This is a genomic window from Wolbachia endosymbiont of Cardiocondyla obscurior, assembly GCF_902713635.1.
GTDB lineage: Bacteria > Pseudomonadota > Alphaproteobacteria > Rickettsiales > Anaplasmataceae > Wolbachia > Wolbachia pipientis.
On the sequence record NZ_CACTIU010000071.1, the window covers coordinates 1 to 5,934 of the forward strand.

Annotated in this window: 6 protein-coding genes and 1 pseudogene; all 7 read left to right on the plus strand. The window is 36.4% G+C overall.

Annotation, left to right across the window (positions count from 1 at the left end; translation table 11 throughout):
* The first annotated feature begins 36 nt into the window (after positions 1-36).
* Complete coding sequence (locus WOCAOBSORBRA_RS06480) at positions 37-162, plus strand: hypothetical protein (RefSeq protein ID WP_256437788.1); 126 nt, start codon at positions 37-39, stop codon at positions 160-162.
* Positions 163-330: 168 nt separating this feature from the next.
* Positions 331-1,518: an MFS transporter gene (locus WOCAOBSORBRA_RS05265; protein WP_174516076.1), complete on the plus strand. Its 1,188-nt coding sequence runs from the start codon at positions 331-333 to the stop codon at positions 1,516-1,518.
* Positions 1,519-1,578: 60 nt separating this feature from the next.
* Positions 1,579-1,884, plus strand: a complete 306-nt coding sequence (locus WOCAOBSORBRA_RS05270) for an integration host factor subunit alpha (protein ID WP_006279881.1) — start codon at positions 1,579-1,581, stop codon at positions 1,882-1,884.
* Positions 1,884-2,210 (plus strand): MerR family transcriptional regulator, encoded by a 327-nt coding sequence (locus WOCAOBSORBRA_RS05275; RefSeq protein WP_006279880.1) that lies wholly within the window; start codon positions 1,884-1,886, stop codon positions 2,208-2,210. Before WOCAOBSORBRA_RS05270 ends, WOCAOBSORBRA_RS05275 begins: the two co-directional genes overlap by 1 nt.
* A 45-nt stretch (positions 2,211-2,255) precedes the next feature.
* A complete protein-coding gene (locus tag WOCAOBSORBRA_RS05280; protein WP_006279879.1) occupies positions 2,256-2,852 on the plus strand; it encodes a murein hydrolase activator EnvC family protein in 597 nt (198 codons plus the stop codon).
* A gap of 12 nt (positions 2,853-2,864) precedes the next feature.
* Entirely contained in the window at positions 2,865-5,381 is a 2,517-nt protein-coding gene (gene leuS / locus WOCAOBSORBRA_RS05285) for a leucine--tRNA ligase (protein ID WP_010962340.1), read from the plus strand.
* Positions 5,382-5,509: 128 nt separating this feature from the next.
* A pseudogene (locus WOCAOBSORBRA_RS05290) lies at positions 5,510-5,806 on the plus strand (hypothetical protein); the annotation flags it as partial.
* Positions 5,807-5,934 lie beyond the last annotated feature (128 nt).

Below are 5,934 nucleotides of genomic sequence, written 5' to 3' on the forward strand. Positions count from 1 at the left end.
GTATGGCTAAATTTGAGATAGCTTCATAAATTTATTGTGCGTTACCTACTATCCGAAGAGCGATGCAACAAAGCCATTCCAGTGTCAAGCACTGGAATGACACCGTCTTGGATGGAAACCAGTGTTGGCTACTCGGATGACATCATAGGGGCGCTGGGATGACACCCCGACAATCGTCATCCCGCTGCTTGTTAGCGGCTAAGAGATACCGCGGCGGCATGACGTAGGGAAACCGTTTTTTGGGTTAGCTATAACAGTAGTCAGGAAACAATAGCTTAAAAAGAGACTTAGTGTTAAATTTCTAATAGATTACTTATAAAAACAAATCTTATGGAAAGCAGAGCTAAGGCTTGGTTCATTTGGCTGATTAGTAACTTGGTTGTTATATTCAGCAACATGCAGATAATTTATACCTTTATAAGTGTAAATCTCGAAAAGGAACTTGGACTTACAATCGCGCAAGTTGCACTGGCTAATTCAGCATATACTTGGACTTTCGCCATCTTACAATTTTTTAGTGGAGCAACGTTTAATGTTTTTTCCAGTAAAAAAATTTATTTTTTCTCGTTATCAACTATGATCTTGGGGTTTTTTGTCCTTATTAATAGTGACAATTTCTCCCATTTGATTTTGTCTCAAGTGTTGATTGCAACTGGAGCATCATTTGGTTTTATTGGTGCTGCTCACACAAGTAGCATATGTTTTTCCGCTGCCCAATTTGGACTAATGTTTTCACTAGTGCAGACAATTTCAAGCCTTTCTGCTTTGGTAATTCAAATACTGTTCTCTAACTTGCTTGCCGAAGATGCATATTGGAAAAATCTGATTGTATGCATAATACTATTTGGTGTGTTGATATTTGTACTTACGCTTTTTTGTCCAAACACACTTCCAGAAAGCAGCTCAGAAAAGCGCACAATAAAAAGCTCTATGAAGACAGTAATGTGCTCTATATTAACAGTGCTAAAATTAAGAGATATCTGGATAACTTCAGTGGTGGGTGCTATTACTTTTGGAACATTTTTAGCACTTAATACCTTGTGGGCTCCAAGGTTACTGGGCAACTTAGAACTCAATGCAATGGAGTCAGGTATAGCAACTGCAATACTATGGCTTGGTCTTGCAGTTGGTGCTCCAATTGCAGATCGAATCTCAAACTTATTTAAAAATAGGAAACATGTAATTTCTGCTTTTGCTTTATTGCAAGGCGTCTCAATTATTATTTTACTATACAGCCATTTAACAGTCCACGTTGTGTACTTTTGTATGTTAATGTTCGGGTTTTTTGCGGGAGGACATATGCTTAATTTTACTGTCGGCAGCGAGATTGTGAAACGAAAATACATCAGCACATCATCATCCATTATCAATGGATTTATGTTTATTGGCAGTGGAGTTATAGTGTCAATGTTAGCACTTTTTACAGATCATAAAATGGCACTTTTTGCAATATTTGCGATATTGATAGTTGCCGGTATTTTAAATTATGCAACAAAAGAGACATACTCTAAAAAATAAAGTAGCTGAATCTCGAGTCGATTGCTATATTATATTTACGTATTGTAATATTTATCAATAATGGATCACGTTACAACAAAAGACACAACAGTAACTAAGGCAACGATAGCTGGAGATATAAACCAAGAAATAGGATTATCAAAGGAAGACTCTGTTTCGATAATAGATGATATATTGGACGAAATAAAGACAAGCTTGGTAAAGGATGGAATAGTAAAAATATCGTCATTTGGAACATTCTTGGTTAAGAAAAAGAAGGAAAGACCAGGAAATATACCAAATACATCGGAGAAAGTGATGATTCAGGCAAGAAATTCAGTTTCTTTTAGGCCTTCAAAAATTATAAAAAAATCAATCAATAATTAATGAACAAGGAAAAATTATTTTATACGATTGGGGAAGTAGCTGAAGAGCTACATTTGGAACAGCATGTTTTGAGATTTTGGGAAGGTCAATTTCATCAAATTAAGCCTACAAAGCGTAAAGGAAGAAGGCTATATGATCGCAAGTGTATAGAGGCCATAAAGAAAGTAAAATACATGCTATATGATAAAGGATATACAATAAAAGGAGTGCAAAAAGAATTTGGTAATGATATAAAAGTCACAAAGAATTTGTTGCAAGAACTCACCGATTTGAGGGACTATTTAACTAGTAAAATAAATAACGAGGAAAGTAACAAGCAGGCGTGAAACACTACGTCTCGCTAAAATTTTGGAGTTTTGTGAGAGTTTAAAATGTGGCATATAGCCTCATTTCTTATGTTATTAGCAATATTAATAGGCTGTGGCCTGCAAAAACCTGCACCTGTGCTGCTTAAAGGCGAAGAATTTTACGGAAAAAGAGATCTGGAATATACAAGAGAGTACCATTTAATTAGGGAGCCTTCAGTGCAAAAAGAAAGTAGAAAAGCCATCATAAATAGGATATACAAAGATAACAATAATACACAAAATGTGGGGGTAAATTGTAAATTTGTAATGCCAGTTAAAGGTTCAGCTACCTCTTCTGATGAAATGTGTAAGGATGGCATAAAAATTGCTGCTCAAAATGGAACGAACGTAGTTTCCTCTGCACCAGGCAAAGTGATATATGTAGGCAAAGGGCTGAGATGGTATGGGAATTTAATTATAGTGGAACACAAAGATAATTACATGACTGTGTACTCCTATTTAAAAAACATACATGTTGAAATTGGCGATAAAGTAAAGCAAGGTCAAGTAATTGGATCTGCAGGTAAATCAAGCACACAAGATAAAGATCCACAGATGTGTTTCACAATACGACATAATGGCCAAGCGGTTGATCCTTTGATGCATATGAACTGTAATTGAATTTGGATTTATATGAAATATGATTTTAAAAGTGTTGAAAAATTTTATCAAGATAAATGGGATTTTTCTGTAAGCAAGAGTGGTAAACAAGAAAAGTGTTACGTGTTGGAAATGTTTCCATATCCATCTGGTAAAATTCATATGGGACACTTACGTAACTATGCAATAGGGGATGTGATAGCGCGTTACAAGAGAGCTAATGGATTTGAGGTTTTGCATCCAATTGGCTGGGATGCGTTTGGATTACCAGCTGAGAATGCAGCAAGGGATAACAATATTAGCCCCGAAACATGGACAAAAGAGAATATAGATAATATGCGTACACAGTTGAAATCTATAGGTCTTTCTTATAATTGGGAGCGTGAACTCTCCACATGTGAGCCTGATTATTACAAACACGAACAAAAATTTTTCCTGGATTTTTTAAAGCATGGGCTTGCCTATCGAAAAGAATCATGGGTTAACTGGGATCCAGTGGACCAAACAGTGCTTGCAAATGAACAGGTGGTTGATGGAAAAGGATGGCGATCAGGTGCAGTTGTTGAAAAACGTAAGTTGTCCCAATGGTTTTTAAAGATTACTGATTTCGCTGAAGATTTACTCAAGTGCCTGCAAAGTTTGAAAAATTGGCCAGAAAAAGTCAAAACAATGCAGGAGCGTTGGATAGGAAAATCTGAAGGAGCAACTATAGAGTTTGAAGTAGTTGGCCTGAATAAGAAATTAAAGGTTTTTACAACTTATCCTCATACTTTGTTTGGGGCTTCTTTTTGTGCAGTGGCAGCAGAGCATCCTATTGTGCAGGATTTAAAGAATGGTTCTTCTGTTGTCATCCCAGTGCTTGACACTGGGATCCAGGAAATAAAATCGAAAAGAGAGAACGATGAAAAAATAGGAGTTTACACCGGATTAAACGTCAAACATCCATTTCTTGATAAGGAATTGCCGCTTTACATAGCGAATTTTGTGTTGATGGAATATGGGGAAGGCGCGATTTTTGGTTGCCCTGCACATGATCAGCGTGATTTTGAATTTGCACAGAAATATAATTTGCCGATAATTCCCGTTATTTCTTCAGCCCACTTAGGTGTCATTCCAGCGCGTGACCAGAATTCTTACAATGGATCCCAGTGTCAAGCTACTCAGATGACAAAGGAGGCGTATACTGGAGACGGGACAATGTTTAACTCCGAATTCTTAAACGGATTAATGGTTAGTGAAGCAAAGGAAGCCATAGTTAAAAAATTTGAAGAAAAAAAAATAGGCAAAAAAACAATAAACTATCGTTTGCACGATTGGGGAGTTTCAAGGCAGCGTTATTGGGGATGCCCTATACCTATCATATATTGCAAAGATTGCGGAACTGTTCCAGTGCCAGAAAAAGACCTTCCTGTAGTTCTACCAATAGATGTAGAATTTACAAGTGGTGGCAATCCGCTGGATAAGCACCCAACTTGGAAATTTGTTGATTGTCCAAAGTGCGGAAAGCAAGCAGAGCGTGAAACTGATACATTCGACACCTTTTTTGAATCTTCCTGGTATTTTGCTGCATTCTGTAGTGAAGATAAATCAATAGACAAAGATGCATGTAATCGTTTTATGCCTGTTGATTATTATATAGGTGGGATAGAACATGCAATTCTGCATTTGCTTTATTCAAGATTTTTCTGCCGTGCTTTAACCAAATGTGGCTATTTTGATATTAAAGAGCCTTTCTCTACTTTAATCACTCAAGGAATGGTCTGCCATGCAACTTATAAAGACGAAAATGGTAAGTGGCTATTTCCCGCAGAAGCAAAAGAATTAATAGCGCGAGGTGCAAAAGTTCAAGTGGGCAAAGTTGAAAAAATGAGCAAATCGAAAAAGAATACAGTTGACCCAAACTTTATCATAGAAAAGTATGGTGCTGATACTGCTCGCTTGTTTGTGTTGTCCGACACTCCTCCGGAGAAAGATATGGAATGGTCCGATGATGGCGTGGAAGGTTGTTCTCGTTATGTAAATAAATTGTGGCGTATGGTCATGCAGCTAAGACCTGTAAATATACACTATGATAATGAAAATGTTACGGGTGGACTTCTAGAGTACAGAAAAAAAATTCATAAACTCTTACACGGACTTACAGATGACTTGGAAAACTGCAGATTAAACTGTGTAGTGGCAAAATTTCGTGAGATGACGAATTTAATAGCTGAAATAGACGTAAAAACTGGAAAATCTCTTATTGATGAAGGTATATGTATATTAATCAGAGTAATCGAACCATTCATACCACATCTAGCTGAAAGCCTATGGCAAGAAATAGGAGGTCAACCTTGGCCAAAAGCTGATGAATCATTATTAGTTGACGATACGGTAACTATAGCAGTGCAAATCAATGGAAAATTACGTACAACAATCAAGGTGGCAATTAACTTACCTCAAGAAGAATTGAAGAAAATAGCGATAGACTCTGTGTCCAGTAAGATCGATCAAAGCAAAGTTCGCACTGTATATGCTGTACCAAATAAGATAGTAAATATAGTTATATAAAAGACCTGAGTAGTACGTTTTATATAATCTGATTTTATGGCTATACTTTTTTTGACATGTAGTTATATCTTTTTTAATATAAAGGATATATACTTATGCATTATATATTTTTTTGTATGAGGAGTTATATGAAAATAAAGAGATTGTGCGTTTTGGCTGTGTTGCTTACTTCATCTCTAGCAGGTGCAGCTAGTAATAGTGCAAGTAAGTCAGAAGATAAGTACTATGCAGGTTTAAACTTTGGTGCTGGTTGGGGTGGTGGCTTTAAAATGAAACCTGGTGTTGTTCTTGGTTACCATTATGACCAAAACTCTAAATTTGAACTTGAGGTTCTCAGTAATATTAAGTCATTAAAGAGCATAGGAGCTAGCTTATTGGCAAACTACCGCTTCTATCCTGACCTTGATATTGATCCCGTTAAACTATAGTATTTTCTAAAATGAATGATAAATTTCCATTATGGTATTACCAACCAGAAGTTGTAAGTCTGTATATTTATGCATTAAAGGTCTGAGGCGGCTTTTGATGGTATTCCAACAATGCTCTATAGGGT

Excerpts from the sequence above, each read along its gene's own strand:
- WOCAOBSORBRA_RS05265 (WP_174516076.1), top strand. The coding sequence starts at position 331 with ATGGAAAGCAGAGCTAAGGCTTGGTTCATTTGGCTGATTAGTAACTTG.
- WOCAOBSORBRA_RS05270 (WP_006279881.1), top strand. The coding sequence starts at position 1,579 with ATGGATCACGTTACAACAAAAGACACAACAGTAACTAAGGCAACGATA.
- WOCAOBSORBRA_RS05275 (WP_006279880.1), top strand. The coding sequence starts at position 1,884 with ATGAACAAGGAAAAATTATTTTATACGATTGGGGAAGTAGCTGAAGAG.
- WOCAOBSORBRA_RS05280 (WP_006279879.1), top strand. The coding sequence starts at position 2,256 with ATGTGGCATATAGCCTCATTTCTTATGTTATTAGCAATATTAATAGGC.
- leuS (WP_010962340.1), top strand. The coding sequence starts at position 2,865 with ATGAAATATGATTTTAAAAGTGTTGAAAAATTTTATCAAGATAAATGG.